At 64.8% G+C, this 25,431-nt stretch carries 25 protein-coding genes and 1 tRNA gene; 14 read left to right on the top strand and 12 right to left on the bottom strand.

Annotation, left to right across the window (positions count from 1 at the left end; genetic code table 11):
* Positions 1-64 precede the first annotated feature (64 nt).
* The 4 genes from BLT75_RS19655 to BLT75_RS19670 form a co-directional block, all read right to left on the bottom strand.
* Positions 65-1,087, bottom strand: a complete 1,023-nt coding sequence (locus tag BLT75_RS19655; protein ID WP_093035997.1) for an ABC transporter substrate-binding protein — start codon at positions 1,085-1,087, stop codon at positions 65-67.
* A gap of 65 nt (positions 1,088-1,152) precedes the next feature.
* Positions 1,153-1,977: an ABC transporter permease gene (locus BLT75_RS19660; protein WP_093036001.1), complete on the bottom strand. Its 825-nt coding sequence runs from the start codon at positions 1,975-1,977 to the stop codon at positions 1,153-1,155.
* The gene (locus BLT75_RS19665) at positions 1,970-2,902 is read right to left on the bottom strand and encodes an ABC transporter permease (protein WP_093036005.1); all 933 of its coding nucleotides are present in this window, start codon (positions 2,900-2,902) and stop codon (positions 1,970-1,972) included. Before BLT75_RS19665 ends, BLT75_RS19660 begins: the two co-directional genes overlap by 8 nt.
* A gap of 4 nt (positions 2,903-2,906) precedes the next feature.
* Positions 2,907-3,968, bottom strand: a complete 1,062-nt coding sequence (locus tag BLT75_RS19670) for an ABC transporter ATP-binding protein (protein ID WP_093036008.1) — start codon at positions 3,966-3,968, stop codon at positions 2,907-2,909.
* 118 nt (positions 3,969-4,086) lie between these two features.
* On the opposite strand from BLT75_RS19670, the gene BLT75_RS19675 reads away from it, so the two are divergent.
* Complete coding sequence (locus BLT75_RS19675) at positions 4,087-4,800, top strand: TetR/AcrR family transcriptional regulator (protein WP_093036011.1); 714 nt, start codon at positions 4,087-4,089, stop codon at positions 4,798-4,800.
* Entirely contained in the window at positions 4,797-6,461 is a 1,665-nt protein-coding gene (locus BLT75_RS19680; protein WP_093036014.1) for an amidohydrolase, read from the top strand. Before BLT75_RS19675 ends, BLT75_RS19680 begins: the two co-directional genes overlap by 4 nt.
* 2 nt (positions 6,462-6,463) lie before the next feature.
* Here BLT75_RS19680 and BLT75_RS19685 read toward each other — a convergent pair whose 3' ends face one another.
* Complete coding sequence (locus BLT75_RS19685; protein ID WP_093036017.1) at positions 6,464-7,183, bottom strand: type 1 glutamine amidotransferase; 720 nt, start codon at positions 7,181-7,183, stop codon at positions 6,464-6,466.
* A gap of 119 nt (positions 7,184-7,302) precedes the next feature.
* Here BLT75_RS19685 and smpB point away from each other — a divergent pair, with 119 nt between their 5' ends.
* The gene (gene smpB, locus BLT75_RS19690) at positions 7,303-7,779 is read left to right on the top strand and encodes an SsrA-binding protein SmpB (RefSeq protein ID WP_093036020.1); all 477 of its coding nucleotides are present in this window, start codon (positions 7,303-7,305) and stop codon (positions 7,777-7,779) included.
* Positions 7,780-7,953: 174 nt separating this feature from the next.
* On the opposite strand, the gene BLT75_RS19695 is transcribed toward smpB, so the two are convergent.
* From BLT75_RS19695 to BLT75_RS19715, 5 genes are all read right to left on the bottom strand, one after another.
* The gene (locus BLT75_RS19695) at positions 7,954-8,589 is read right to left on the bottom strand and encodes a hypothetical protein (protein WP_093036022.1); all 636 of its coding nucleotides are present in this window, start codon (positions 8,587-8,589) and stop codon (positions 7,954-7,956) included.
* 3 nt (positions 8,590-8,592) lie between these two features.
* Positions 8,593-9,090, bottom strand: coding sequence for a hypothetical protein (locus BLT75_RS19700; RefSeq protein ID WP_093036025.1), 498 nt, complete (start codon positions 9,088-9,090; stop codon positions 8,593-8,595).
* On the bottom strand, positions 9,075-9,812 hold the full coding sequence (locus BLT75_RS19705; protein WP_093036028.1) for an adenylate/guanylate cyclase domain-containing protein: 738 nt from the start codon (positions 9,810-9,812) through the stop codon (positions 9,075-9,077). The genes BLT75_RS19700 and BLT75_RS19705 overlap by 16 nt, the downstream gene beginning before the upstream one ends.
* A 73-nt stretch (positions 9,813-9,885) precedes the next feature.
* A complete protein-coding gene (locus tag BLT75_RS19710) occupies positions 9,886-10,236 on the bottom strand; it encodes a DUF2794 domain-containing protein (protein WP_093036031.1) in 351 nt (116 codons plus the stop codon).
* Positions 10,237-10,376: 140 nt separating this feature from the next.
* Positions 10,377-12,029: a Y-family DNA polymerase gene (locus BLT75_RS19715; protein ID WP_093036034.1), complete on the bottom strand. Its 1,653-nt coding sequence runs from the start codon at positions 12,027-12,029 to the stop codon at positions 10,377-10,379.
* Positions 12,030-12,089: 60 nt separating this feature from the next.
* Between BLT75_RS19715 and BLT75_RS19720 the strand changes: the two genes are divergently transcribed.
* Together BLT75_RS19720 and BLT75_RS19725 are read left to right on the top strand one after the other, a co-directional pair.
* Positions 12,090-12,542 carry a cytochrome c gene (locus BLT75_RS19720; protein WP_093036037.1) on the top strand — a complete coding sequence of 151 codons (453 nt, stop codon included), beginning with the start codon at positions 12,090-12,092 and terminating at the stop codon, positions 12,540-12,542.
* 144 nt (positions 12,543-12,686) lie between these two features.
* Positions 12,687-15,590: an error-prone DNA polymerase gene (locus BLT75_RS19725; protein ID WP_093036040.1), complete on the top strand. Its 2,904-nt coding sequence runs from the start codon at positions 12,687-12,689 to the stop codon at positions 15,588-15,590.
* Positions 15,591-15,677: 87 nt separating this feature from the next.
* On the opposite strand, the gene rnpA is transcribed toward BLT75_RS19725, so the two are convergent.
* Positions 15,678-16,097, bottom strand: a complete 420-nt coding sequence (gene rnpA, locus BLT75_RS19730; protein WP_093036042.1) for a ribonuclease P protein component — start codon at positions 16,095-16,097, stop codon at positions 15,678-15,680.
* Positions 16,098-16,122: 25 nt separating this feature from the next.
* A complete protein-coding gene (gene rpmH / locus BLT75_RS19735) occupies positions 16,123-16,257 on the bottom strand; it encodes a 50S ribosomal protein L34 (RefSeq protein ID WP_093036045.1) in 135 nt (44 codons plus the stop codon).
* Positions 16,258-16,570: 313 nt separating this feature from the next.
* On the opposite strand from rpmH, the gene BLT75_RS19740 reads away from it, so the two are divergent.
* The 9 genes from BLT75_RS19740 to BLT75_RS19780 all read left to right on the top strand — a co-directional run.
* Positions 16,571-17,302: a TVP38/TMEM64 family protein gene (locus tag BLT75_RS19740; protein WP_093036088.1), complete on the top strand. Its 732-nt coding sequence runs from the start codon at positions 16,571-16,573 to the stop codon at positions 17,300-17,302.
* 3 nt (positions 17,303-17,305) lie between these two features.
* Complete coding sequence (locus tag BLT75_RS19745) at positions 17,306-18,724, top strand: dihydrolipoyl dehydrogenase family protein (protein WP_093036048.1); 1,419 nt, start codon at positions 17,306-17,308, stop codon at positions 18,722-18,724.
* A 15-nt stretch (positions 18,725-18,739) separates the two neighbouring features.
* Complete coding sequence (locus BLT75_RS19750) at positions 18,740-20,125, top strand: sensor histidine kinase (protein WP_093036051.1); 1,386 nt, start codon at positions 18,740-18,742, stop codon at positions 20,123-20,125.
* 63 nt (positions 20,126-20,188) lie between these two features.
* Positions 20,189-20,265 (top strand) — tRNA-Arg (locus tag BLT75_RS19755).
* 458 nt (positions 20,266-20,723) lie between these two features.
* On the top strand, positions 20,724-21,215 hold the full coding sequence (locus tag BLT75_RS19760; protein WP_093036054.1) for an Lrp/AsnC family transcriptional regulator: 492 nt from the start codon (positions 20,724-20,726) through the stop codon (positions 21,213-21,215).
* 161 nt (positions 21,216-21,376) lie between these two features.
* Positions 21,377-22,519, top strand: coding sequence for a glycine cleavage T C-terminal barrel domain-containing protein (locus BLT75_RS19765; RefSeq protein ID WP_093034597.1), 1,143 nt, complete (start codon positions 21,377-21,379; stop codon positions 22,517-22,519).
* A 23-nt stretch (positions 22,520-22,542) separates the two neighbouring features.
* Positions 22,543-22,992 (top strand): OsmC family protein, encoded by a 450-nt coding sequence (locus tag BLT75_RS19770; RefSeq protein ID WP_093034218.1) that lies wholly within the window; start codon positions 22,543-22,545, stop codon positions 22,990-22,992.
* 22 nt (positions 22,993-23,014) lie between these two features.
* A complete protein-coding gene (locus BLT75_RS19775) occupies positions 23,015-23,815 on the top strand; it encodes an enoyl-CoA hydratase (RefSeq protein ID WP_093034221.1) in 801 nt (266 codons plus the stop codon).
* Between the two features lie 2 nt (positions 23,816-23,817).
* A partial coding sequence (locus BLT75_RS19780) for an acyl-CoA synthetase (RefSeq protein ID WP_093036091.1) occupies positions 23,818-25,431 on the top strand: 1,614 nt, incomplete at its 3' end.

Here is a 25,431-nt window from a genome sequence, read left to right on the forward strand (position 1 = left end):
CGCCCCGTTCGAAAAAAGGGCCAGCGAAAGGGCCCGCTACCGGGCCCTTTCCTGTCTCATGACCTTACTTCTGAAGGTCGGTCCAGATCCGGGTATAGAGCGCCTGTGTCTCCGGCGCGCAGGTGCCGTTGAACTTGCCGGCGGCCTTCAGCTCTTCGGGGATCACGATCTCGGGCGCGGTCATCATGTCCTCGGGCATGAAGGCTTCGGATCCGGAGATCCCGTTGGCATAACGCGCAAATTCCGAAATCAGCGCCGCGTTTTCCGGGTCCATGACAAAGTTCTGGAACGCCTTGGCCTCGTCCATGTTCTTGGCGTCCTTCAGAACCGCGACCGAATCCATCCACAGCGGATAGCCTTCCTTGGGATAGCCATAGGCGATCGCTTCGTTCTGCAACCGCATCCGGAAGGTCGAGCCGTTCCAGTTCACGCCCGCCCACAGGTCTTCCTTGGCGAATTTCTCCAGGTTGCCGTAATCCATGCCCAGCCAATGCTGCTTGGCGTTGAGCAGCGTCTCGTGAACCTTCTTCAACACTTCCTTGTCGTCGGTGCAGGGTTCGCCGCCCGCATACATGATCGCCATGACCATCACGTCGCCCATTTCGGGCACCACGTTGATCTTGCCCCGCAGTTCCTCAGGCGGATCAAGGAAGATGGCCGAGGTGTTGATATCGCCGCTGTAATACTTGGTGTTCACCACAACGCCGGTGGTGCCCCACTGCCATGGCACGGTGTAATGCCGGCCAGGGTCCCAATCCACATCGACCCATTTGGCGTCCATGTTCTTGAAGTTTTCCATCTGGTCGGGGCGGGTTTCGGCCAACAGCCCCTCGGAAATCCAGATCGGCACATAGGTATGGGTCGGCACCACGATGTCGAACCCGTGACCGCCCGCCTTGACCTTGGCCAGCGCGGTGTCGTTGCTGTCGTAATCGGTGATCGTCACCTTGATGCCGGTCTCGGCCTCGAATTTCTCGATCAGCTTGGGGTTGGTGTAGTTGCCCCAGTTATAGATGTTCAGTTCCTTAGCATAGGCGCCTCCGGCCATCAGGGCCAGCGCGGATGCCGCGGCAAGTACGTGTCTCATAGATGTTCTCTCCTTGTTGGTCCGTTCACGTTTGGTCCCGGCTCTCGCGGCCGGTTGAAATGCGCCTAGCCCCGTTTCGAGGTCAGGCGGAAAAACAGCGATACCAGGATCGCGCCCGCCAGCAGGATCACGGTCGAGATCGCGTTGACCTCGGGCGTGACCACGCGGCGCAATTGCCCCAGCATATACGTGGGCAGAGTTTCCTGTCCCGCGGATTTGACGAATTCGGTGATCACCACGTCATCCAGCGAGATGACAAAGGCCAGCATCAGCCCGGCCACGATCCCCGGCCACATCAACGGCAGGGTCACCCGGCGAAAGGTCAGCCAGCGCGAGGCATAAAGATCCTGCGCCGCGGTCTCCAGCGACAGGTCCATGGTCTCCAGCCGGGCGCGGATCGGCAGATAGGCAAAGGGCACGCAGAACGCGGTATGGGCGACGATCAGGTAGATCATGCTGGTATGCCCGGTCCAGACCTTGATCGCCGCGAACACGATCAACAGCGCCACGGCGGTGACGATCTCGGGCACCATCAGCGGCTGGTTGATCAGCGCATAGATCATCGTCTTGCCGGGGAAATGGCGGGTCCGGGTGGTGGCCATTGCTGCCATCGTTGCGGCCACCGTCGCCACCGAGGCCGCGACCAGCGCCAGGAACAGCGACCGCATGGCGGCATCCTGCACCGCCTCGTTGGCGACGGCCTGCTGGTACCAGCGCAGGCTGAACCCTTCCCAGATCGCCATCGAGGTGCCCGCGTTGAACGAAAACATGACCAGGATCGCGATCGGCGCATACAGCGTGATCAGGGTAAAGATTGCCACGATGGCGAAGCCCGGCAGGGTGCGGACCGAATAGCCCTTTGGCGGTTTCTGCATGCGGGATTCAGCCATCGGATTGCTCCCTCGATGTCACCCGGACATACCACATCAGCGCAATCATCACCGCCGCCATCAGCATCAGCGACAGCGCCGCTCCTAGCGGCCAGTTGCGGCCCTGACCGAACTGCAACTCTATCAGGTTGCCGAACATCAGGTTCTTGCCGCCGCCCAGTACCCGGGGCGTCACATAGGCGCCCAGCGACGGGATGAAGACCAGGATCGAGCCCGCGATGATGCCCGGCTTGATCAGCGGCAGGATCACCCGGCGGAACGCGGTCCAGCGCCCGGCATACAGGTCATGCGCCGCCTCGACGAGGCGGAAATCCAGCTTGTCCACCGCTGCATAGACCGGCAGCACCATCAGCGGCAGATAGACATAGGTCATGCCGAAGCCGATGGCGAAATTGGTGAACATCATCTGGATCGGCGCGTCGATGATCCCCAGTTTCAGCAGGACAAGGTTGATCACCCCTTCGGACCGCAACAGCTCCTGAATGGCGATGGTCCGCACCAGCAGGTTGGTCCAGAACGGCACGGTGATCAGGAACAGCCAGAACTCGCGCTTGCCGGGCGGCTGGGTGGCGATGAACCACGCCGTTGGCACGCCAAAGATCAACGTCAGCACCGTGGTGATCAGCGACAGCGAGAACGACCGCCAGAAGATGGACAGATGCGCATCGGCCCAGATCAGCGTGTCGTCAAAGATGTCCCGCTGCACCAGCGTGTTCATCCAGCCTTCGAGCGAGAACTTCCACACGACATTGCCGTAATCGCCCGGCGTCAGAAAGGAATAGACCACCATCACCATGAGCGGCCCCGCCGCCGCCAGCGTGATGATAACCACCGCCGGCAGCGCCAGCATCCATCGGCTGCGGTTGTCGGCGGCCTGGGCTTCGGCTTCCAGCTCTCCGGGGCGATATGCGGCCTGTTCGCTCATGTGCCTAGTCCACCAGCACCGTGACCGCGCCCGGCGCCACCGACACGCCCACCTGTACACCCGTCTCCAGCAGGCCGCTGGCCCCGGGCAGGTTCGATGCGCGGGCCTTGATCGCCTCGCCGGTCTTCAGTTTCAGATGTGCCACGGTCGCTTCGCCGGAATAGACCACGTTTTCCACCGTCGCGGTCAGCGCGGCACCGTCGGTGCCGGTTCCTGCCACGGTCACATGTTCGGGCCGGATCAGCACGCTGACCTTGCCGTCGGCCACGCCTTGCGGCGGTTCGACCGTGAATGTTCCGCCCGCCTCCAGCGTCACCGACCCGGCCGACAACTGCCCGTTCAAAAAGTTCGACGCGCCGATGAAGTTCGCCACGAACCGTTCCGAGGGCCGCTCGTAGATCTCGCGCGGGTTCCCGATTTGCAGGATGCGCCCGCCGCTCATCACCGCGATGCGGTCCGACATGGTCAGCGCTTCTTCCTGGTCATGAGTGACAAAGACAAAGGTGATCCCGGTCTCGCTCTGCAACCGCTTCAACTCGATTTGCATCTCCTTGCGCAGCTTCAGATCCAGCGCACTCAGCGGCTCGTCCAGCAACAGCACCTCGGGGTGCGGCGCCAGCGCCCGCGCCAGCGCCACCCGCTGCTGCTGCCCGCCCGAGATTTCCGAGGTCTTGCGATGCTTCAGCTCTTCCATCCGCACCAGTCGCAGCATCTCGTCGACCGTCTTTGCGATCTCGTCCTTGGGCTTGCCCAGCATCTCCAGCCCAAAGGCGATATTGCCCGCCACGCTCATATGCGGGAACAGGGCATAGTTCTGGAACACCGTGTTCACCGGCCGCTGGTTTGGCGGCAGCCGGGTGATGTCGCGCCCGCTCAGCCGGATGGCGCCGATGGTCGGCGGTTCGAACCCCGCGATCAGGCGCAGCAATGTGGTCTTGCCGCAGCCCGACGGACCCAGCAGGGTAAAGAACTCGTTTTCCCGGATCGTGACGCTCACGTCGCGGAGTGCCGTAAAGGCCACGTCACCCGCGCCAAAAGTCTTGGTCACCTTGTCGATTTCGATCATGAACGCCCTTTGGGTTGCCGTGCGCTGAACACTTGCCTGCAATAAAGTGCTATTGACAAAAATATTTCAGTCAATAAAAAAATTTTCTTAGAAAAACTTTTTTGCATGGGAAATCGGCTTGGCATTCGAGCGCCCAAATAGTGAGCAGGTCGACACGGGCGACAGCTCCGAAACCGGTCTGCGCGGCCGTAAGAAGGCTCGGCGCAGGCAAGAGATTCTGGATGCCGCCGGACACCTGTTCGCGGTCAACGGCTTCGATGCAACGACACTGGCCGACATCGCGCAGGAGACCGGGGTTTCGCCACCCACGGTGTCGAACTACTTCGGGTCCAAGGAAAACATCCTCAGCGCGCTGATCTTCGAAGGGGCAGAGCGCGAGCGGACCAACCACATGAACCTGCCACGCGAAACCGGCCAGCCCTTTGCCGAGGTTCTGGGTGCCTTCCTTATCGACCTGACGGCCAAGACCATGCAGATCGCCGGAAAGCGGGTCTGGCGCTATGCCGAGGCGGCCAATATCCGCCGCCCGCAGTCCGAGTTCGAACGCCAGTTCACCAATTCGGATCAAGAGCTCCGCAAGCTGATCGGCACGTTCATGAGCGATTACGACATGGTGCTGCGCAATGGCACAGCGCCTAACCCGGATGTGCTGTCGCGGCTGTTCTATGACACCTGGACCATGCGCTATTTCTCTTACATCAAGAATGATGCGATGACGTTCGACGCCCATCGGGCCGAGGTTATGCAGGCCATTGCCGCGCTGGTCGCCCTCGTGTTCGATGACGGCTTCGCCGCCACCTCTCCCCTCAAACGCACAAAGGAAGCTCGATGAGCAACGCTGATCTGGTGATCCTGAACGGCCGGGTCCTGACGATGGATCTGGCCACCCCCCGGGCCGAGGCGCTTGCCATCTCCGGCGGGCGCATTCTGGCGGTTGGCTCAAACGCCGATATCGTCGCACTGGCTGCCCCCGGCGCGCGCCGGATCGACGCGCAGGGCGGCACTGTTCTGCCCGGCCTGGTCGAGGCGCACCTGCATCTTTTCGCCGGGGCCTTCGGCCAGCGTTTCCTGCAACTCGACGGCGTGCACGGCTTGGCCGCGCTGCGCGACAAGGTGCAGGCCTATGCCAAGGCCAATCCGCAAGAGGCACTGCTGGTCTGCAAGGCCGCCGATTACAACCTGTTCGGAGAGGGCGTCACCACCACCCGCCAGCTGCTCGACCAGGCGCTGGCCGACCGGCCGCTGATCCTGTTTGCGGGCGATCACCACACCGCCTGGGCCAACACCGCCGCGCTGACCGCCGCCGGTCTGATGCATGGCCGCGACACCCCGCCCGGCAACGAGGTGGTGGTGGCCTCCGACGGCACCGCCGCGGGCGAGCTGCGCGAACACGCGGCTTTTGACCCGGTGATGGCGCTGCGCTCCTCGGGCGGGCGCGAAAGCCTGGGCCTGCTGGGCGTCGAACCCGAAACGCCGCCTACCCCCGCGCAACGGGCCGAGGACCTGGCGGTGATGCGCGACGGGCTGAAACTCTGCGCGTCCTACGGCTTCACCAGCCTGCACAACATGGACGGTAACCGCTACCAGCTCGATCTCTTGCACGAGATCGAACAGGCGGGCGAACTGATCTGCCGTACCGAGATTCCGTTCCACCTGACCCCGTCGAAACCGGTCTCGTCGCTGGCCGAGGCGTCCGAGCTTGCCGCCGAGTTCGCCACCGACCGGCTCAGCGCGAGGCGGGTCAAGATGTTTATGGACGGGGTGGTCGACAGTTCCACCGCCGTCATGGTCGAGGATTACGCCGACCGGCCGGGCTGGCGCGGCGAACCGCTGCATTCGGCGGACCGCTTCCGCGAGGCCGCCATCGAGGCCGACCGGCGCGGGTTGCAGATCTCGGTCCATGCCATCGGCGACGGCGCGGTGCGCCGGGTGCTCGACGGGTACGAGGCCGCGCGCCGCGCCAACGGCCCGCGCGATTCGCGGCACCGGATCGAACATGTCGAAGTGCTGCATCCCGACGACCTGCCGCGCTTCCGCGAACTGGGTGTGGTCGCCTCGATGCAGCCGCCGCATCCGCCCGGCGCGATGGATTTCCCGCTTGAACCCTGGCGCAGCCGGGTGGGTGCGGCGCGCTGGCCCTGGGCGTTTCCGGTCTCCTGCCTGCGGGCGCAGGGCGTGCCCATCGCCTTCGCCTCGGACTGGCCGGTCTCGGACCTGAACCCGATGCGCGGGGTCAAGGCGGCGGTGCTGCGGCAGCCCTGGCGCGATGGCGATCCCGGCCATGCCAGCACCCTGCACGAGGCGCTGCATGGCTATACCTGGGGCGGCGCCTATGCCGGCTTCGCCGAGGACCGCACCGGCAGGCTGGCCGCCGGATACCTCGCCGATATCGTGATCATGGACCGCAACCTCGAGGCGATCCCGCCCGAGGAGCTGGACCAGGCCCGCGCCGCGATTACCCTCAGCGAGGGCGTGCCGATCTGGGAGGCCTAAGCTCAGCCAAGGCTGGCGCGAGCCCGCGCCAGCCAGTTCGCAAAAAGCGTCTCGGCCAGGTGTGACAGCTCGGCCTCGTGGCGCTCCAGCATCTCGATCATCACCCGCTCCGGGTCGGGGCCCAGCCTGGGCTTCAGGTCGTTGATCACGCCGGGGCTGGCGAACCAGTCGCGCATCGTCTCGGTGTCGATCTCGGGGTGGAACTGGACCGAACCGACGGCGCCCGCGCCGGTCATGTGCTGGTTGCCGCAATCGCCGGTCCCGGCCAGCGGCGCATGGCCCGGCGGCAGCGCCTTGACCTCGGCCGAATGCCAGCTGAAGGCGTGAAACACCTCGGGCAGCCCCTCCAGCAGCCCCGCCACCGGCCCCGACCGGCGCACCGGGATCACCCCGAATTCCGCCACCGCGGCCGGTCCCACCTCGCCGCCCAAGGCGGCAGCCAGCAACTGGTGGCCGAAACAGATGCCGAAATAGGGCTTGCCCGCCTCCGCCACCGCACGCCGGATCAGGTCGATCTCGTCCAGCAGCCAGGGGTATTTGTCGGTCTCCCAGACCTGCATGACCCCGCCCAGCACCCAGAGCGCGTCGAACGCATCCAGCGCAGGCAGGCTCCGGGCCTCGGGCATCAGCACCGTTTGCGTTTCGATACCCTCGCGCGCGAACAGGGCGCGGAACCGCCCGGCATGTTCGAATTCCGCATGTTGCAGGATAAGTACGCGCATCCGGCTTGCCTCGCCCCCGGTCCGATCGCCCCGTTTGTGCAGCGGCGCGCGGGCCCTGGCAACTCGAAACCGCGTCCCCCGCTTGCAAGGGCGCCGCAACGCGCCTAAATCTGCCCTCCATGGCCAAGCAGAAGATCGACCCGAACTACAAGGTGATTGCCGAGAACCGGCGCGCGCGCTTCGATTACGCGATCGAGGACGATGTCGAATGCGGCATCGTGCTCGAAGGGTCCGAGGTCAAGGCGCTGCGCGGCAGCGGCACCAATATCGCCGACAGCTACGCCGCCGTGGAAAATGGCGAGCTCTGGCTGGTGAACGCCTACATCCCGCCCTACGAGCAGGCCAAGATGTTCCGGCACGAGGAACGCCGCCGCCGCAAGCTGCTGGTCTCGCGCAAGCAACTGGCCGATTTCTGGAACGCGACCCAGCGCAAGGGCATGACGCTGGTGCCATTGGTGCTCTATTTCAATCACAAGGGCATCGCCAAGATGAAACTCGGCGTTGCCAAGGGCAAGAAGATCCACGACAAGCGCGAAACCGAGGCCAAGCGCGACTGGAACCGCCAGAAACAGCGCCTGCTCAAGGAAAACTCCTGACGTCGCGCCCGGTGGCGCGGCCGCGCCGGAGTATTTGTAACCAGAAAGAAGCAGGAGCGCCTTGGGCTTCTTTCTGGTGCCAAATACTCCCGCCGGAGGCGGCCGACGGTGGCCGCGCGCGGGCGGTCGGTCGGGACAGAGCGCCCGGACCAGCTTGCGCTTCAGACCCGCGGTTCAGTCCTCGGGTATTCCGGCCTGAACCAGCGCATCCAGGTATCTTTCCAGGAACGCCTGGTCCCTGTGGGTCGAGCGAAATGCCCTTCCATGAGCGGCGCTGGCCTGGGGAAAGATCTCGAGCAGCTTTCCGGCCTCTTTGCGCGCCGCCACCATGTCGCCCTCAAAGGCGGCGGCGACTGTCAGCACGGATTGCGCCTGCGGCTTGGCCCGCACATCCTTCATGTCGGATGCCAGAACCTCGCGCGCCAGTTTCCTGGCCTCATCATATAGGCCCAGTTCCAGCCGGGCGTAGGTGACGGCCGCAGGCAGCCATTCGGGATAGTCGGGTTCCAGCCGCATGCCCCGTTCCATCAATTCCAGCCCCTCGCGCACCTGTCCGGCGGTCGCCTTGACCAGCCCGCCCAGCGCGTTCGCATCCGCACTGCCCGGCAACAGCGCGATGGCCTTGTCGGCCAGCGCGATGGCCGCGTCATGCTGGCCTGACCCCTGTGCCAGGATCGCGGCCAGCGCGTAGAAATCGCCGTATTCCTCCAGTTCGATGGCGCGCGCGGAAAAATCCATCGCCTTTCGCCAATCCGCCGCCGGGTCGCCGGACAGGCCAATCGTGACCTTCTGCCAGTAAAGCCAGCCCATCAGTTAGTTGGTATTCGCGCTGTCCGGCGCCTTGCGATAAAGCGCGCCCCAAAGGCGTTCGGCATTGGCGTGACCTTCGGGGCTGAACCTCTGAAACTCCGCCCGTCCCCGGACCATGGCGACATAATTCTCGAAACTGCCCGACCGCTCGAGCCATGTGCGAGTGCCTTCGCCCACGGTCAGCGACACGGACAATTCCTCGAACACGCGCCGGGAAATCCCGTCCTGCAAGGCGAGCAGGTCGTCCATGGCGCTGTCCTCGCGGATCGACCAGATCTGCTGGCCCCGGATCGCGTCGGCCCGTTCGGTGGTCACGCGCAGCGTCTCGCCAGAGTGCTGGACGCTGCCGCTCAGGATATAGCGCACGCCCAGGTCGCGGGCGACGTCGGTCGCGCTCACCGCACGGGTCTTGTAGCCCATCATCGTCGAATGTGCGATCACCAGCATGTCGGGGGAAAACGACAGGGTCGAAATCACGCTTTCGGTTATGGCATCTGCCACCCAACCCTGCGATTCCGCCGCGCCGCGTGTCTCGAAGGGCAGTACCGCGATCGAGGGTTTTTCGGCAGGTCCAGCGCCATCTCCGCCGGGTCGACCGGGGTGAAATCCGGTCGCGTCCAGAGCCAGCCGGCAACCGCCGCCGCCGCCATCGCCGCCGCCCCGGGCCAGATCAGCCGCCGCAAGGCCAACCGGCGCCGCGGACTGGCGGCGCCGTCGGTTACCTGAAACACCCGCACCGGCGTCGCGATGTTCTTGAGCCGCTTCTCGCCCAGCGGGCGATAGCCGACCCCGACCTGCGATTTGAGCATGTCATGGGCGGTGCCCGACACCACGATGCCGCCCGGTTCGGCCAGCGCCTCCAGCCGCGCGGCGATGTTCACCCCGTCGCCATAGATGTCGCCCTCGTCGAACACCACGTCGCCCAGGTTGATGGCGATGCGGTAGCGGATGCGCCTGTTCTCGGGCACCTCCGCCTCGCGCGCGGGCATGGTGCGCTGGACCAGCACGGCGGCCTGCATCGCCTCGACGACCGAGTTGAACTCGGCGATCAGCCCGTCGCCGGTCAGCTTGATGATCCGCCCGTGGTGGTCGCGGATGGTGGGGTCGATCAGCTCCAGTCGGTGCCGTTTCTGCCGCGCCAGCGTGCCCGCCTCGTCCAGTTCGATCAGGCGGCTGAAGCCGACCATGTCGGCGGCCAGGATTGCAGCGATGCGGCGTTCCATCTTGCCCCCTCCAATCCAGGGCCCGCCTTGACCGGTTGGCGGGCGGCACGGCCTGGCAGGATGGGTTCCGGCCTCAGTCCGGGTTCACCACCCGGATCAGCTTGCGTTCCAGCACCCGCAGCACCGATTTCAGGTCGTGGCCGCGCTTCAGGATGCGCCCGTCCATGCCGACCACTGCATACATGCCTTGCCGTCCGCGCAGGCGCGGGCGTTTTTCGATGCGGTAGAGCGGGTGTTCCGCGGTGCGCCGGAATACCGAGAACACCGCCACGTCGGTCAGGTTGGAAATGCCGTAGTCGCGCCATTCTCCGGCGGCCACCATGCGGCCATAGACACCTAGGATGACGGACAACTCGCGCCTGTCAAAGGCGACCTGCGTCTGGGCCGGGCCCGCGGCGAACGGACTGGGAGGCTGCATGTTCATGATTATAGCTTGCCGCAATTTGCGGGCAAATCAAGCCTCTCGCGTATCCTTTGCGCCGGTCTGAGGCGCGCCGACCACGCTGCTTGCGGTGTCGGTGGTACCGGGCTGGGGGCTGATCCGGTCATTTCGTGTCCCAATGATCAGGCAAAGGACCCCTGGCAGAACCAGCCTGACGACATCGTGCCGCCATGGCCGTAGAACAGCCACAGCCGGTCGCCCTGTCCGGTCACCACCACCCAGTAGTCGCGCACCCCGCTGCGCCATTCGGGATCGTCCAGCCACCATTCCGGCGCGATCCGTTCCGGCCCGGTGGCCTCGGCCAGGGTCCAGTTGCGCCCGCGCCAGCGGAACGTGGCGGGCACTGCCGGGCTGTCGGGCGCAATCACCGGTTCGGGCCGCCACAACAGGAGCGGTCGCGGGCACGGCGGTAAGGGCCAATCGTGCACCGGCTCCGACCAGGCGGCGGCCAGCACCTTTGCCGTCTTTTCGGGGATATGCGTGGCCGCCGGGTGCATCCGGGTGATCGCCTCCAGCCCGACCCGCGCGCCCAGTTTCCCGATCAGGTCGTCCAGCGCGGTATTGCCCGCCAGCCGGTCGCGCACCGCGCGCCCGGCCTCGGCATGGCCCGACAGGGTGCGGGCATGCACCGGTTCGGTCTGCACCGCCACCAGCCGCAGCATGTCGATGCCGTACCCGGCGTCGATCTGCCCGAGCTTCATCTCCAGCAGCGGTCGGATGCGGTGGGGGTCGAACGTGGGCCGGGCCAGCCCGATCTCGACCACCTCGGCGGCCTGGTCGACCCGGTGCGCCTCCAGCCGGAGGGTCCGCGCGCCGCGCCTTTTTTCCTCCAGCCGCGCGCACAGTGCTGGCAGTACCCGGTCGATGGCGGCCAGCACGTCCTCGGCCAGCCCGATCGGATTGGGCAGGGTCATCCGCACCGCGAAACGGTCGGGCGGGCGTGCGGGCGACACCGGTTCCGGCGCGCTGCCCATCGCCTGGTCGAGCCGCAGCACCAGCCCGCGTCCGAACCGCCGTGCCAGCGCCGCGCGTGGCTGGCCCAGCAGGTCGCCGATCCGCCGCAGGCCCAGCCGGTCCAGTTGCGCCACCGTGTCGGGCTCCAGCCGCAGCGCCGCCACCGGCAGCGGACCCAGCGCCCCATGGCACTGACCCGGTGGTGCGATCCGGGTACCGCCACCCTGTGCCGTCACTTGCGGCGCTGCGCCGCCCCTGGTCCAGTGCCGCCGCTTGCCGGCACGGGCCCGGGTGGCGCGCGCCTCTTGTGCGATCGCGTCGCCGGACCGGTCCGACCCCGGCTGACGGCCGGCATAGCGCGCCAGCGCCCAGGCCGCGCCCAGCGTGTCGGCGATGCCCATTCGTGCGCTCAGCCCCATGTCGGCACAATCGTCCTCGATCACCCCGAGCAGGGCTGTCTCGCCGCCGAACAGATGCGCGCAGCCGGTCAGGTCCACCACCAGCCCGTCGGGCGGCTCCTCGGCCACCCAGGGGCTGAACTTGCCTGCCCAGCGCCGGAGCGCGGTCAGGAACAGCTGTTCGGCGGGCGCGTCGCGGGGCCGGGTGATCAGCGCGCCGCACATCGCATGGGCATCGCGCACCGGCTGGCCCACGCGCAGCCCCGCTGCCTCGGCCGCCGCGTTTAACGCGCTGATAACCTGCATGTTGGACTGTTCCTCGACCACGGCCAGCGGGCCTGCGTGCAGGCCACGCTCGGCCCGCATCACCCGGTCCGCGCCCAGGCGGGGAAACCACAGCGAAAGGATACGGCGGTTGGACATACGGCAGACATCAATTTGTTCACTTTTTGTTCCTACTTCAGAATCGTCAGGCCTGTCGAGATGATGCGGTGCCTGGCCGGGTTGGTGATCTGTACCCTGTTGGCCGCCTGGGTTCTGTCCGGCGTCCGGGCCGACGAACCCGTGGTCCGGGACGAGGCGGTGCTGGCCCGTCAGGCCACGATGCGCTCGGCCAAGGCGGCGCTGGGCGTGTTGTTCGAGATGAGCGCGTTGCGCCGGCATTTCGACCGGGACACCGCGCGGGAGGCGCGGGCGGTGCTGCTGGCGGCGCTGGCGGAGATTCCCGCGCGGTTCGAAAAGCCCTACATGGACCGGCACAGCCGCTCCAGGCCCGGGATCTGGGAAAACCGTGCCGAATTCCTGCGCCGCGCCATCGCCGCGCGTCAGGCGGCACGAGGGGTGCGCACGGTCAACCTGCCTGCTCTGCGACGCAGCCTGCCAGGGATGATGGCAGCCTGCCTGGCCTGTCACGACAGGTTCCGGGAACCGCGCTGAGGCGTAGGTGGCAAGAGGGGGCTCTGTCCCCATCACGCCGGGGGCGCGATTCCCCCGGAGTATTTGCCGAAAAGATGAAGGGGCGGGTCGAGCGGGGGGGGGACTCGAAACAAGAACAAAACGTGAATATAATCGCGACTCGCCATGTATGCCGAATTGTCGATCACCTCGAATTTCACCTTTCTCACCGGGGCGTCGCACCCCGAGGAGTACATGGAGCGCGCGGTTCTGCTGGGCCTGTCCGCCATCGCCATCGCTGATGACAATTCGGTGGCGGGGATCGTGCGCGCCCATACCCGCGCCCGCGAGATCGCGCGCCGGGTGCAGGAACGGCTGGACTGGGAGAAGACGCATGCGCCCATCGGGCCGCCTCGCCCCGCGCATCTGCCGAAACCGCCCTCGTACCCGGTGCATGCGGTGCCGCGCCTGATCCCGGCGGCGCGACTGTTGTTCACCGATGCGCCCCCGGTCACCGTGCTGCCGGTGAACCGGCAGGGCTGGGCCAGCCTCTGCCGGATACTGTCCACCGGGCGGCTCAGGGCCGAAAAGGGTGACTGCATCCTGCACCTGTCCGACCTTGAGGAGTTCGCGAGCGGTCTCCACCTGTTGCTCTGGCCACGGGCGCTGCCCTTTCCGGGCGGCGCGGGCGGGACCTGGCCACAGGCGCAGCGGCTGGCGCGCCGCTTTGCCGGGCAGATGCACCTGCTGCTGACGCCGCGCTATGACGGGGCCGACAGCGCCCGCTTCGCCGCGCTCGAGGCCGAGGCGCGCCAGCTCGGCCTGCCGACCCTGGCCAGTGCGGCGCCGCGCCTGCACCACGGTGCCCGCCGCAAGCTGGCCGACGTGCTGACCGCCATCCGCCTGCGCCGCCGGGTCGATCAGCTGGGCCGCGACGCGCTGGCCAATGGCGAACAGCGCCTGCGCTCGGAGGCGGAGATGCTGCGCCTGTTCCGGGGCCACGAGGACGCGGTGGCCCGCGCCCACGCGCTGAGCAAAACGCTGACCTTCTCGCTCGATGAGCTGCGCTATGAATACCCCAGCGAGGTCAGCGGGTCGGAAACCCCCACTGACCGCCTGTCGCGGCTGGCGCATGAGGGGCTGACATGGCGCTACCCGGCAGGCGCGCCGGACCGGGTCAAGGGCATGCTGGCGCATGAACTGGCGCTGATCGGCAAGCTGAAATACGAGCCCTATTTCCTCACCGTCCGCGACATCGTGCATTTCGCCCGGTCGCGCGGCATCCTTTGCCAGGGGCGTGGCAGTGCCGCCAATTCGGTGGTCTGCTACTGCCTCGGCGTGACCTCGGTCAGCCCCGAGATGGGCACCATGGTGTTCGAGCGCTTCGTCTCCGAGGCGCGCGACGAGCCGCCCGACATCGACGTCGATTTTGAACACGAGCGGCGCGAGGAGGTGATTCAGCACATCTATGACCGCTACGGCCGCCACCGGGCGGGCCTGTGCGCCACCGTCATCCATTACCGGGGCAAGCGCGCCATCCGCGAGGTGGGCCGCGCCATGGGCCTGACCGAGGACACGATCGGCGCGCTCAGCTCGCAGCTCTGGGGCTTCTTCTCGACACAGGGGCTGGAGGCGCAGCGAATGCGCGAGATCGGCCTCGATCCCACCGACCGCCGCCTGCAACAGACCATGGCTCTGGTCTACGAGATCGTGGGCTTTCCCCGCCACCTCAGCCAGCATGTCGGCGGCTTCATCATCACCGAAGGGCGGCTTGATGAACTGGTGCCGATCGAGAACGCCACGATGGAGGACCGCACCGTCATCTGCTGGGACAAGGACGATATCGACTCCTTGGGCATCCTCAAGGTCGATGTGCTCAGCCTCGGCATGCTCACCTGCATCCGCAAGGCGTTCGATCTGATCGCGCGGCATCACCAGACCGATTACACGCTGGCCACCCTGCCGCCCGAGGACCCGGCGGTCTATGACATGCTGTGCCGGGCCGATTCGGTCGGCGTGTTTCAGGTCGAAAGCCGGGCGCAGATGAACTTCCTGCCACGGATGCGGCCGCGCAATTTCTATGACCTGGTGATCGAGGTGGCGATCATCCGCCCCGGCCCCATCCAGGGCGACATGGTGCATCCCTATATCCGGCGGCGCAATGGCGAGGAGAAGGTCGAGTTTCCCTCGGATGCGCTGGGCGAGGTGCTGGGCAAGACGCTGGGCGTGCCGCTGTTCCAGGAACAGGCGATGCAGATCGCCATCGTCGGCGCGGGCTTCACCCCCGAACAGGCCGACAGGTTGCGCCGGTCGCTGGCCACCTTCAAGAAACACGGCTCGGTCAGCGAGTTCCGCGCGCTGTTCCTGCGCGGCATGGCCCGCAACGGCTATGACCAGGATTTTGCCGAGCGCTGCTTTTCCCAGATCGAGGGTTTCGGCAGCTATGGCTTTCCCGAAAGCCACGCCGCCTCTTTCGCGCTGCTGGTCTATGCCAGCGCCTGGATCAAGTGCCACCATCCCGGTATCTTCGCCTGCGCCCTGCTGAACTCGCAGCCAATGGGCTTCTACGCCCCGGCCCAGATCGTCCGCGACGCCCGCGAACACGGGGTCACGGTGCGCCCGGTCTGCATCAATTCCAGCTACTGGGACAACGTGATGGAACCCGACGGGCGTGGCGGGCTGGCGCTGCGGCTGGGCTTCCGCCAGATCAGGGGGATGTCCGAAGAGGACGCCAGCTGGCTCACCGCCGCGCGCGGCAATGGCTATGGCACGGTCGAGGATGTCTGGCGCCGCGCGGGGCTGGGCCCCGCGATCCTGTCCCGGCTGGCCGAGGCCGATGTCTTCGCCGATTGCGGCCTCGACCGGCGCGCGGCGCTCTGGGCGGCCAAGGCGATTACCGTGGCCCGGCCGCTACCGCTGTTCGCGCAGGATATCGACGGCGAGATGATCGACGAACCCGCCGCCCTGCTGCCGCAGATGTCGATGGGCGAGCAGGTGGTCGAGGATTACGTGGCGATGCGCTTGAGCCTCAGGGCGCATCCCGTTGCGCTGCTCCGGCACCTGTTGACACCGGAAATGGAGGCCGAGTGACGATCCGGGTCCCACCGGCAAGGGTACGTCCGGAACAACCGGCAGAGTGGAACCGGGCTTTCCGGCGGGCAGCCGGTCCTGACCGGATCAACGACTGTGCAGTTTGGCAAGCGCCTTGCGCAGATCGTCCTTCAGCAGGTCGAAAGGCCGCGTGGCGGTATCGACGGGTTTGCCGATCAGGACGTAATCCCAGCCGTCGCGCCCAAGTTCGGGCAACACGGCGCGCGCGATCTCGCGCAGGCGTCGCTTGGCGCGGTTGCGGGCGACGGCATTCCCGACCTTCTTGGAGCAGGTGAAACCGACACGGATACCATCTGCCTCGCCCGGCGCGCGGCGGCGCGCCTGCACCAGCATGGATGGCGTCGGCTGCCGCCTGGCGCGGGCGGCTTTCAGGAAATCGCTGCGCTTGCTCAGGACGGTCAGCGGGACAACCGCGCAAACGGACACCGCCGGAGGCCTGTCCCCCGGTTTGGCAGAGCCATCCATGGGGGCCTCCGGCGGTGTCATGTCCGTCAGAACGGGCTGTGTGCGCTTACGCGCTCAGCACCTTGCGGCCGCGGGCGCGGCGAGCATTCAGGATCTTGCGGCCGCCCTTGGTGGCCATGCGGGCGCGGAAACCATGGCGGCGTTTGCGAACCAGGTTCGAAGGCTGATAGGTGCGTTTCATCGCTCCGTACTCCAATTTGCGGTCGGGTGCGGCGCGGATTCGCCTCCCGGGTCTATTCGAAGCCCGTCCTCTACTGCGAGTTCCCGGGCAAGTCAAACCCTCTGCGTCGGGTTTTGCGGGCTTTTGCAACAATTTCCCGGACGATACCAGCCCAAAGGTTTCAGTTTCGACCCGGAACGATAAAAATCTCACGTTTCGAATGCTCTTGGATCAACCGGGCGTGAAGGGGCTGTTTCGGAACCATCGGCGATTGCATGTTAAGAGAACCATGCCAACGAATAAAGACAACGACTCGGACCCGTCTCGCAAACCCATGAGCGAAACTGCAAACGCCTCGCGCAGGTGGGGGCTGAGACACCTGCCGCTGATCGTCATCCTGACGATCGCCCTGATTGGCGGAGTCCTGCTGCGCGACTATCTCACCTTCGAAACCCTGGCGGCAAATCGTGACGTCCTGATTGGCTTTCGGGATGCCCATTATGGCGCGCTGGCTGCGATCTTTGTGTGTGTCTACGTGCTGATCGTGGCCTTCTCGCTTCCCGGCGCGGCGGTGGCCTCGATGACGGGGGGGTTCCTGTTCGGTCTTCTGGCGGGCACGGTGCTGAACGTCGTGTCGGCCACCATCGGGGCGATGCTGATCTTTCTGGCCGCGCGCGCGGGTCTGGGTGCGGTGCTGACTGCCCGGCTGGAGACCTCCGAAGGCACTGTCCGGCGGCTCAAGGAGGGGCTGCGCGAGAATGAGATTTCGGTCTTGTTCCTGCTGCGGCTGATTCCTGCGGTGCCCTTTTTCGCCGCCAACCTGATTCCCGCCCTGGTCGGGGTCAAGTTCCGGAACTACGTGCTGACCACGGCGCTGGGTATCATTCCCGGCGCCATTGTCTTTACCTGGATAGGCGTCGGGCTGGGCGAGGTATTCGACCGGGGCGAAAAGCCCGACCTGTCCCTGCTGCGCGAACCCTTCGTGCTTGGCCCGATCCTGGGTCTTTGCGTGTTGGCGGCGCTGCCTATCGTCATCAAGGCTTTCCGTGGACGCAGGGGAGTGTGAAAGGTGCAGAGAATCAAGGCCGATATCCTGGTGATCGGAGCCGGATCCGGCGGCCTGTCTGTCGCGGCAGGGGCCAGCCAGATGGGTGCCAACGTGGTGCTGCTGGAAGGCCACGAGATGGGCGGCGATTGCCTGAACTACGGTTGCGTGCCATCGAAGGCGCTGATTGCCAGTGCCAAGGCGGCGCATGGGCAGGCGCATGCAGCAGCGTTCGGCGTGGCCGATCAGGCGCCGCAAGTGGACTATGCCGCGGCCATGGCGCATGTGCGCGATGTCATCGCGCGGATCGCGCCGGTCGACAGCCAGGAGCGGTTCGAGGGCCTGGGTGTCCGCGTGATCCGCGAATACGGCCGCTTCCTGTCGGAAACCGAGGTTCAGGCCGGAGACCGCGTGATCACCGCACGCCGCATCGTGATAGCCACCGGTTCTTCGCCGCTGGTGCCCCCGGTTCCGGGATTGGACAAGGTTCCCTACCTCACCAACGAGACATTGTTCGGTTTGAACGAACGGCCCGGCCATCTGCTGATCATTGGCGGCGGTCCGATCGGGATGGAAATGGCGCAAGCGCATGTCCGGCTGGGATGCCGCGTGACCGTCATCGAGGCCGACCGCGCACTGGGCCGCGAGGATCCGGAGGCGGCGGCCTTGATTCTGGACCGCTTGCGGGCCGAAGGCGTCGAGATCGTCGAAGCAACTTCGGCTGGACAGGTCCGGGGCAAAGCCGGAGCGATTGACATCGTGAGCACCGGGGGCCGAATATTTTCCGGCACTCACCTGCTGGTCGCTGCCGGGCGCAAGGCCAATACGGAACGTCTGAATCTCGAGGCCGCAGGTATCGAAACCACCCGCTCGGGTATCCGGACAGATGCGGGATTGCGCACCACCAACAGGCGCGTCTATGCGATCGGCGATGTCGCCGGCGGGCTGCAATTCACTCATGTTGCAGGGTACCACGCCGGCATCGTGATCCGTTCGGCTTTGTTCGGCCTGCCCTCCAGAACGAAAACGGCTCACATCCCGAGGGCCACCTATACCGACCCCGAACTGGCCCAGGTCGGTCTGACCGACGCCGAGGCGCGCGACCGGCATGGCGGCCGGGTCGAAATCGCGCGTTTCGACTATCTCCACAACGACCGCGCCATTGCCGAGCGCAGCGCCGAAGGCTTCATCAAGGTCATGGTGGTCAAGGGTCGGCCCGTGGGCGTCACCATCGCCGGTCACCAGGCCGGTGAACACATCGGCTTGTGGTCTCTTGTTCTGATAAATAACCTGAAGATGAGCCAGCTTGCGGCGATGGTGTCGCCATATCCGACGATCGGTGAGATTAACAAACGCGCCGCGGGCGCATATTTCTCTCCCCGGTTGTTCGGGAATAGAACGGTGGAACGAGTGGTCGGGTTGGTCCAGCGCTGGCTCCCCTGACCGGAAAAGGAGATCATGCTGAACTCGCTTTCAGGTCGGTTCCTGATCCTGACCGTGGTCTTCGTGATGTTGGCCGAAGTGTTGATCTTCGTGCCGTCCATTGCCCGTTTCCGGCAGGACTTCCTTCAGAACAGGCTTGAACGGTCCCAGATCGCCTCGCTGGCGCTGCTGGCCGATGATATGCTCGCAACCGAGTTGGAGGCCGAACTGCTGGCCAATGCCGGTGTGTACAACATTGTGCTGCGGCGCGACGAGATGCGGCAGTTGATGCTCAGCTCTCCGATCCCCGAGCCGATCGGACATACTTACGACCTGCGCGATGCAGGGCCGTGGCCCTTGATGCGCGATGCCTTGAAACGGTTCTTCATTGCGCGGAACGAAGTGATCCGGGTGATTGGCGAGCCGGTCAAGGGCGCCGGATCGTTGATCGAGGTGACCATGGACAGCGCGCCGCTGCGCATGGCCATGATTGACTATGGAATTCGTATCCTGATCCTGTCGCTGGTGATCTCGGTGATCACGGCGTTTTTCCTGTTTCTGGCGGTTCGGGCTACATTGGTGCGCCCCATCAAAGGTGTCGTCGACTACATGCAACGCTATGCCAGTGCGCCAGAGGATGTGCGCGGTATCATCAACCCGAATGCCGGTGTCACCGAACTGCGGGAAGCCGAGGAAGCTTTGAAAATGCTGCAGACCCAGCTGACCCAGGCCCTGCGCCAGCGCGAAAGGCTGGCGCAACTGGGCGGCGCGGTCGCGAAAGTCAGTCATGACCTGCGCAACATCCTGACCTCTGCGCAGCTCTTCACCGACAGAATCGAGAAAAGCGAAGACCCTCTGGTTCGGCGTATGGCGCCCAAGCTGGTTAATTCGATCACCCGCGCGGTGTCTCTTTGCGAAAGCACTCTGGCCTTCGGACGGGCCGAGGAACCGGCGCCGATGCTGACCATGCTCCGGGTCCGTTCGGTGGTCGAAGACGTGGCCGCCAGCGAACGGCTGGCGCAGGTTGGCGTCGGCGTCGAGATCCTCAACAAAGTGCCCAATGACCTGACGGCGCGCGCCGATCCCGAGCAGTTGTTCCGGGTGGTGATGAACCTTGTGCGCAATGCACGGCAGGCCCTGGAAGCCACGGGAAAACCCGGCGTCGTAACGGTGACCGGGCGCGAGACGGATCACGACTGGCTGATCGAGGTCTCGGATACCGGCCCCGGCCTGCTTCCGAAAGCCCGTGAAAACCTGTTTACCCCGTTTCAGGGTGGCGTTCGCAAGGGAGGCTCTGGCCTCGGCCTTGCAATATCTGCGGAACTGGTGCGCGGTCACGGCGGAGAACTGCTGCTGAAAGACAGCAGTTCAAGCGGAACAACCTTTGAAATAAGGCTGCCAAAGGGCGAGAGAACTTTTTGACCGAATTTCGCAGAATCGGGTTGCGCCCCCCAAATGTAACGTCTAGATAGCCCCTCACCACGCGGACCGATAGCTCAGTTGGATAGAGTACTTGACTACGAATCAAGGGGTCGGGGGTTCGAATCCTCCTCGGTCCGCCATGGTGATCTCCCGACACATCTCATCGCTTGATGATATGGCAAGGCGCGACGGTCCTGTCCGCGACCGTCACATCGCTTGCGCCGGAATGTAATGGATCAAGTCGGCCCTCTCGGCGGTACAACGCCAGACATTTCTACTGCTACGCGTCGGAATGCGTCGGCGCGGTATGTCGACCGTCGCTTCGTGTCTTGATGGCTGCTCAAAGGCTGAAAAAGTCAACATTCAAGAATGGTCGATTGCTAGGATACCCGAAATTCTTGTGCCGGCATCCGACCAGAGGTAGCGGCGGTTGATTGCTATCGGTTTCAAGCAAGACGCTGTTTGGCAAGTTTCTCCGAGTGACTGTCAGCCGCCGCACCGCGCCCCGATCCGCCTTGTCGGAGCAAGATGCTGCTTCCGGGTTCTTGCCGGTAAATGTATTACGCCGGAAAACCCTCGCTTTGAAAGGTCATGATGCATGGACAAGTTCAGCCTTGATGCGACCGATATCCGCATCCTCAGCGCGGTTCAGAAACACGGCCAGTTGAGCAAGATCAAGCTGGCGGAGATTGTCAATTTGTCGCCGACGCCTTGTCTGGCCCGCCTTGCAAGATTGAAGGCCGGGGGTTTCATACGCGGCTATCATGCGGATATCGCGCTTGATCGCGTGTGCGATTTCACCCAGGTCGTCGTGACGGTTTCGCTGACACATCACCGCAAGTCTGATTTCGACCGCTTCGAGGGCCATATTCGGGCGCTGGACGAGGTCACGGAATGCATCGCCACCGGCGGCGGCATGGATTATGTCCTCCAGGTATTCACCCCGAACCTGGCGGTTTTTCAGGAGTTGATGGAAACCCTGCTTGCGGCCGAACTTGGGATTGACCGCTACATGACCTACATCGTGACGCGCCATGTCAAATCCGCCCAGCCGAATCTTGCCCGATTGGCGGCCAAATCCGGCAAATGACGAAACCCGTCTGAAAAGTCTGCCGGCCTGTCGGACATCAGTCCGTTTGGTCTCTCCAAGGCCTGTTTTCAGTCCACGCCCGGCCCGTCTGTGCGAGTAATTCTCACCCAGTTCAAAACAGTCCGCGGCTGACCGGCCCGGCGGTGCAAAGGGTGAAAGAAATGATGAAATCAGACGGCTTCGGGTTCGGCACACAGATCCGCAAATCTCCCTATTTCGACGCCACCGTGCGCTGGGGTGCCAAGGGGTTCTCGGTTTACAATCACATGTACATCCCGCGCGATTTCGGCGATCCGGAACAGAACTTCTGGAACCTCGTGAACGACGCGATCCTGTGCGACGTGGCGGTGGAGCGCCAGGTGGAGATCACCGGGCCCGACGCCGCGAAGTTCGTGCAGATGCTCACCCCGCGTGATCTTTCGAAAATGGCCGTGGGCCAGTGCAAGTACATCCTGATCACCAATGCCGACGGCGGCATCCTGAACGACCCGATCCTGCTGCGGCTGGCGGAAAACCACTTCTGGATCTCGCTGGCCGACAGCGACATCCTGCTCTGGGCGCAGGGTGTGGCGGTGCATTCGGGCATGGATGTGCAGATTGGCGAACCCGATGTCTCGCCCCTGCAGTTGCAGGGTCCGAAATCGGGCGAGATCATGCGTGCGCTGTTCGGCGAAAGCATCATGGATCTGAAATACTACTGGCTGCGCGCGGTCGAACTGGACGGCATTCCGCTGATCGTGTCGCGCACCGGCTGGTCGAGCGAGCTGGGCTACGAGCTCTACCTGCAGGACGGATCGCGCGGCGACGAGCTGTGGGAAAAGATCATGGCGGCGGGCAAGCCGTTCAACCTGCAGCCGGGCCATACTTCGTCGATCCGCCGGATCGAGGGCGGCATGCTGTCCTACCATGCCGATGCCGATATCAACACCAACCCGTTCGAACTGGGCTTTGACCGGCTGATCAACCTGGACATGGAAGCCGACTTCATCGGCAAGGCCGCGCTGCGCCGCATCAAGGAACAGGGTGTCAGCCGCAAGCAGGTGGGCCTGGTCATCGGCGGCGAGCCGCTGAAGGGGCCGAACACCACGTTCTGGGCGATCAACCGGAATGGCGAACCGGTGGGCAAGGTCACATCCGCGATCTATTCGCCGCGCCTGGAGCAGAACATCGCCCTGGCGATGGTTTCTGTCGACAACGCAGGGATCGGCACCGAACTGGAAGTCGTCACCGCGTCCGGACCGGTCCGCGCCACGGTTGTGGAAGTCCCCTTCTACGACCCCAAGAAATCGCTGGCCGTGGCCTGAGCGGAAAACGGGAGACACGCGAGATGTCTGACCTTTCCATCCAGTTGCACTGGCACCGCACCACGCCCGAGTTGAAGCCGGGCGCCTATTCGGCCGAGCACATGGTGCAGTACAACAGCAGCTTCGATGTCATGGCTGATGCCGCCCCGGATTGGGGCGGCGATCCGGCCAACACCAATCCCGAGCAGGCGCTGGCCGCGGCCCTGTCGAGCTGCCACATGATGACCTTCCTGGCGCTGGCGGCCAAGGCCGGATGGCCGGTCGCCAGCTATCACGATCACGCGGTCGCCCACCTGGGCAAGAACCCTCGGGGGCAAATGTCGGTGACACGCATTGACCTGCACCCGGTGGTCCGCTTCGACACCGGCTTTCAGGTCGGCGACGAGGAAATGGACCAGATGCAGGACCGCGCGCATCGCTACTGCTTCATCGCCAACACGCTCGCCGACAGTGTCGACGTCAACATCCTGTAACCCCGTCCAAGGAACGCCACCAATGCAAGCCGACGATATCCTTCTGCACGATCTGGATGACAAGGGCATCCTGCGCCTGACCCTGAATGACGGCGCCCGGCGCAATCCCCTGTCCGAGGCGATGCTGACCCGGCTTGGCACGGCCTTCGCCGAGGCCGGGGCCGATCCGGCGGTGCGCGTCATCATCCTGGCCGCGAACGGACCCGCCTTCAGCGCCGGTCACGACCTCAAGGAAATGACCGCCGGCCGGGCCGGTCCCGACCGCGGGCGGGCCTATTTCACCAGGATCCTGGGGATGTGCTCGGACACGATGCAGGCGATCATCACCTGCCCCAAACCGGTGATTGCCGAGGTCGCGGGGATTGCCACGGCGGCGGGCTGCCAGCTGGTCGCCAGCTGCGATCTGGCGGTTGCGGCGGATACCGCGCAGTTCAGCACGCCGGGCGTGCATATCGGCCTGTTCTGTTCGACCCCGATGGTCGCCCTGTCCCGCAATGTCGGCAACAAGCACGCGATGGAGATGCTGCTGATCGGCGACATGACGCCCGCTGCCCGCGCTGCCGAGATCGGTCTGGTCAACCGGGTGGTATCGCCCGAGGCGCTGCGCGGAACCACCCTGGAAATCGCCGGGAAAATCGCGGCCAAGTCCAGCATGACGCTCGCCACCGGCAAGCGCGCCTTCTATGCGCAGCGCGAGATGACCCTGGGCGAGGCTTACGATTACGCCACCCGCGTCATGGTCGAGAACATGCTGGCCCGCGACGCCGAAGAAGGTATCGGCGCCTTCATCGAAAAACGCAGCCCCCAATGGCAGGATGCCTGAACATGGCCAATCCTTATAACACCGGTCTCGACCGCAACCCGGCAAACTACCAGCCGCTGACGCCACTGACGTTCCTCGAACGGGCTGCCAGCGTCTTTCCCGATCATGTCGCCATCGTGCATGGTGCCTTGCGGCGCAGCTATGCCGAGTTCTACGCCCGTTCGCGGCGGCTGGCCTCGGCCCTGGCCGGGCAAGGGATCGGGCGCGGCGATACGGTGTCGGCGCTTCTGCCCAACACACCGGCCATGCTGGAATGCCATTATGGCGTGCCGATGTGCGGTGCCGTGCTGCACTCGATCAACACTCGGCTCGATGCGGCCATCATCGCGTTCCAGCTGGATCACGCGATGTCGAAAGTGGTGATCGTGGACAGCGAATTCATGCCGCTTATGCAGGAGGCGCTGGCCCTGGCCGAGGTGTCCCCGCTGGTGATCCAGTGTGACGACCCCGAATATGACGGTGCGCGCGTCGAGGTCGAAGCAGGGGATTACGAGGCTTTTCTGTCCGGCGGCGACCCCGACTATGCCTGGCTGATGCCGCAGGACGAATGGGACGCGATCTCGATCAACTACACCTCGGGCACCACGGGCGATCCCAAGGGCGTGGTCTCGCATCACCGCGGCGCCTATCTGCTGGCGCAAGGCAATGCGTTGACCACCTCGATGCGCAAACACGCGGTCTATCTGTGGACCCTGCCGATGTTCCATTGCAACGGCTGGTGTTTCCCCTGGACCCTGTCGGCGATCATCGGCACCCATGTCTGCCTGCGGCAGGTGCGGGCCGCGCCGATCTGGAACGCACTCGCGGACGAGGGTGTCACCCATCTGTGCGGCGCGCCGATCGTGATGTCGCTGATGATCTCGGCGCCGGAGGCGGAAAAGCGCCAGCTCGACCGGACCGTGCAGTTCTTTACCGCCGCCGCCCCGCCGCCCGAAAAGCTGCTGGCCGACATGAAAGAAGCCGGCTTCGACGTGACACATCTTTACGGCTTGACCGAAACTTACGGCCCGGCAGTGGTCAATGACTGGCACGAAACCTGGTCCGACCTGCCCAAGCCCGAACAGGCGGCGCTCAAGGCGCGCCAGGGTGTGCGCTACCTGCCGCTGGAAGGGCTCGACGTGCTCGATCCCGAAACCATGCTGCCGGTGCCGCGCGATGGCCGGACCATGGGCGAGGTGATGTTCCGCGGCAACGTGGTGATGAAGGGCTATTTCCGAAACCCCGAAGCCACCGGGAAAGCCTTTGCCGGCGGCTGGTTCCATTCGGGTGATCTGGGTGTCATGCATCCAGACGGCTATATCCAGCTCAAGGACAGATCGAAGGACATCATCATCTCGGGCGGGGAGAATATCTCGTCGATCGAGGTCGAAGAGGCGCTCTATCGCCATCCGGCCGTCGCCGTCGTGGCTGTCGTCGCCATGCCCCACGAAAAATGGGGCGAAACGCCCTGCGCCTTCGTCGAACTGGCCGAGGGGCAGCAGGCCGATACCGAAGCCTTGCGCGCCTGGTGCCGCGAACAGCTTGCTCCCTACAAGGTTCCGGGCAGATTCGTGTTCACCGCAATACCCAGAACCTCGACAGGAAAGATCCAGAAATTTACCCTGCGCGAGCAGGCA

This window comes from Ruegeria marina, assembly GCF_900101475.1.
Lineage (GTDB): Bacteria > Pseudomonadota > Alphaproteobacteria > Rhodobacterales > Rhodobacteraceae > Ruegeria_B > Ruegeria_B marina.

Bases quoted from the DNA above. Each gene is read 5' to 3' on its own strand.
- BLT75_RS19655 (WP_093035997.1), bottom strand. From the start codon at position 1,087: ATGAGACACGTACTTGCCGCGGCATCCGCGCTGGCCCTGATGGCCGGA.
- BLT75_RS19660 (WP_093036001.1), bottom strand. From the start codon at position 1,977: ATGGCTGAATCCCGCATGCAGAAACCGCCAAAGGGCTATTCGGTCCGC.
- BLT75_RS19665 (WP_093036005.1), bottom strand. From the start codon at position 2,902: ATGAGCGAACAGGCCGCATATCGCCCCGGAGAGCTGGAAGCCGAAGCC.
- BLT75_RS19670 (WP_093036008.1), bottom strand. From the start codon at position 3,968: ATGATCGAAATCGACAAGGTGACCAAGACTTTTGGCGCGGGTGACGTG.
- BLT75_RS19680 (WP_093036014.1), top strand. From the start codon at position 4,797: ATGAGCAACGCTGATCTGGTGATCCTGAACGGCCGGGTCCTGACGATG.
- BLT75_RS19685 (WP_093036017.1), bottom strand. From the start codon at position 7,183: ATGCGCGTACTTATCCTGCAACATGCGGAATTCGAACATGCCGGGCGG.
- smpB (WP_093036020.1), top strand. From the start codon at position 7,303: ATGGCCAAGCAGAAGATCGACCCGAACTACAAGGTGATTGCCGAGAAC.
- BLT75_RS19695 (WP_093036022.1), bottom strand. From the start codon at position 8,589: ATGGGCTGGCTTTACTGGCAGAAGGTCACGATTGGCCTGTCCGGCGAC.
- BLT75_RS19705 (WP_093036028.1), bottom strand. From the start codon at position 9,812: ATGGAACGCCGCATCGCTGCAATCCTGGCCGCCGACATGGTCGGCTTC.
- BLT75_RS19710 (WP_093036031.1), bottom strand. From the start codon at position 10,236: ATGAACATGCAGCCTCCCAGTCCGTTCGCCGCGGGCCCGGCCCAGACG.
- BLT75_RS19715 (WP_093036034.1), bottom strand. From the start codon at position 12,029: ATGTCCAACCGCCGTATCCTTTCGCTGTGGTTTCCCCGCCTGGGCGCG.
- BLT75_RS19720 (WP_093036037.1), top strand. From the start codon at position 12,090: ATGATGCGGTGCCTGGCCGGGTTGGTGATCTGTACCCTGTTGGCCGCC.
- BLT75_RS19725 (WP_093036040.1), top strand. From the start codon at position 12,687: ATGTATGCCGAATTGTCGATCACCTCGAATTTCACCTTTCTCACCGGG.
- rnpA (WP_093036042.1), bottom strand. From the start codon at position 16,097: ATGACACCGCCGGAGGCCCCCATGGATGGCTCTGCCAAACCGGGGGAC.
- rpmH (WP_093036045.1), bottom strand. From the start codon at position 16,257: ATGAAACGCACCTATCAGCCTTCGAACCTGGTTCGCAAACGCCGCCAT.
- BLT75_RS19740 (WP_093036088.1), top strand. From the start codon at position 16,571: ATGAGCGAAACTGCAAACGCCTCGCGCAGGTGGGGGCTGAGACACCTG.
- BLT75_RS19750 (WP_093036051.1), top strand. From the start codon at position 18,740: ATGCTGAACTCGCTTTCAGGTCGGTTCCTGATCCTGACCGTGGTCTTC.
- BLT75_RS19760 (WP_093036054.1), top strand. From the start codon at position 20,724: ATGGACAAGTTCAGCCTTGATGCGACCGATATCCGCATCCTCAGCGCG.
- BLT75_RS19765 (WP_093034597.1), top strand. From the start codon at position 21,377: ATGATGAAATCAGACGGCTTCGGGTTCGGCACACAGATCCGCAAATCT.
- BLT75_RS19770 (WP_093034218.1), top strand. From the start codon at position 22,543: ATGTCTGACCTTTCCATCCAGTTGCACTGGCACCGCACCACGCCCGAG.
- BLT75_RS19775 (WP_093034221.1), top strand. From the start codon at position 23,015: ATGCAAGCCGACGATATCCTTCTGCACGATCTGGATGACAAGGGCATC.